The 1807-nt window shown below is 52.3% G+C and carries 2 protein-coding genes; both read right to left on the bottom strand.

Annotated features, from left to right (window positions below; translation table 11 throughout):
- Positions 1–1363, bottom strand: a 1363-nt coding sequence (locus tag ACZRMO_RS30185; RefSeq protein WP_463975270.1) for a T6SS phospholipase effector Tle1-like catalytic domain-containing protein, incomplete at its 3' end; no start/stop codon positions are given.
- Positions 1351–1807, bottom strand: a 457-nt coding sequence (locus ACZRMO_RS30180) for a DUF3304 domain-containing protein (RefSeq protein WP_463975269.1), incomplete at its 5' end; no start/stop codon positions are given. The genes ACZRMO_RS30180 and ACZRMO_RS30185, both read right to left, overlap by 13 nt.

The following is a 1807-nucleotide window of genomic DNA, read 5'->3' as shown; positions in this document are numbered from 1 at the left end:
TGGTGAGCTGGATGGGTTGGTAGGACCAGGGGGGAGTGGCGGTGGGTGGGTCGGAAGGGATGCCTGGGAGGGTTTGGCGCCAGGCGTTGAAGCGTTCGATAACGAGGGGACTTATACCAAATTCAGTACTGGTCGCTTCAGACATGACGCGCCAGGACTTCTGATCGGATAGCGTTTGAGACAGAGCAGCTTCTGGCACTTGCAACGGTGCGCCAGCGGCGAAGGCTTCGGCATACAGATCATGCAATACGATTTGTGACACCAATTCATTGGTACTACCCCGCGCCTTGCCCTGATCATTTTGGGGATAGCCACCACCGACATCGGAGTGAACGCCGGGGTAGACCACTTCAATTGCATTAGGCGGGTAATGACCATCCTCATTGCGTATCGAATCCAGCGGGAAACACGAGCGCTGTTCGAATCCCGCGACGAAATGTCGACAGCACTTGACCAGATCTGGGAAGCGTTGTGCGTCGGGCAATAATTGAGTGTTATCAGCCCAATCCATATGCCCCGCAAAGAAAGGGGCGGCATGGGCGATGCCGACCGAAGCCACGGTATCCAACAGGCCGAGAAATTCGACGCTGATGGGCAGGCCAATCAGGCTTTGTTCAGGGCGTTCGGCGCCTTCTGGCGTGTCGAATAGCTGGCTTAGCCAAGTGACAAAAGTACGGGCCTCTGCGGCGCCCCGGGAGAAGCCGTATACGAAGAGTTTGATTCCCAGAACCTTGGGCTGTGCTACCGGCACGCGGGCTTTCAAGGGGACAAGTAGGCTGGTCATTACAGAGCGGCGATTGCTTGGGCCAAGGGTACTCATCAAGGGCGTAGGCCACGTGCTCATTTTGCTGACCGCTTTCGCACAGTCATCCAACGACAACCGATTCCTAGTTAATGCCCAATGCAAGGCATCGGCAATGGAGACCAGCGCCCAGTTGATGCGATCCTCTCCACCGGTGGCGTACTTCAACCCCTCCTCGCTGTAATCCAACTCGCCCACTTCCGGAAATGGAGTGCCAACACCGGGCATATAGTAAGAGTAATAGCCGCTCTTTTGGGCCTTTGGACCTTGAAGCGAGGCATGAAAAAGTTTAGCAATGTTACTAGGGTGGTTCTTTTTGGTGTCGTTATTTTCGTTATTGTTGGTTCCATCGAAAAACAAACTCACGTGCAAGCTGTGGCAACATTCAAAACGTTGACTCCTTCCTTGGGAGTCGCGCTGCCGGCAAAAATACCTCTCTTCAGCCATCTGCTTATTATGGTTATCGCTTACCCTTACCGCGTCAGTTGACAATCGGCCACTGAGAGGAAAAGCAGGCGGACCAAAAGCGTTATCTTTTGAGTTGTTTTTTAATTCTGGCATTCAGCTGGCTCCTTCTTATCAAGTGGTTCTTGGATGGGATAATTTGGGTGACCGTACACCCAGCAAGAGGTCGTCACCTCCACTCGCTTACAAGTCAAGAAATGAACATTCATGCTACATAATTTTTTTTCCGGCCATTCCGGAACATCAACCGTTGCCCTGTAATGCCGATAATTAGCTTTATGCTTAATTTGCTCGACCCTATAGCCGTCACTCCCCAACGGCGGCCACTTTGAATAAGCATAAGGATCCGAGTCGACTTCCCACTCAACATCCACCTTCAAACCCGGTCGCCACTTAACCGGCATAATAATGCAACACGAACTCCCCCCTCCGCCGTGCGCCCTATAGCCATTCACCGAAAACCAATTAATCGCAGTCCCTTCAACATGATTAATCGCCGCTATATTCCCGGCCACCATTTTATTTTCGGCAGATACACAC

Source organism: Pseudomonas sp. B611 (assembly GCF_055407965.1).
This window is presented reverse-complemented; position numbering and strand designations above follow the sequence as displayed.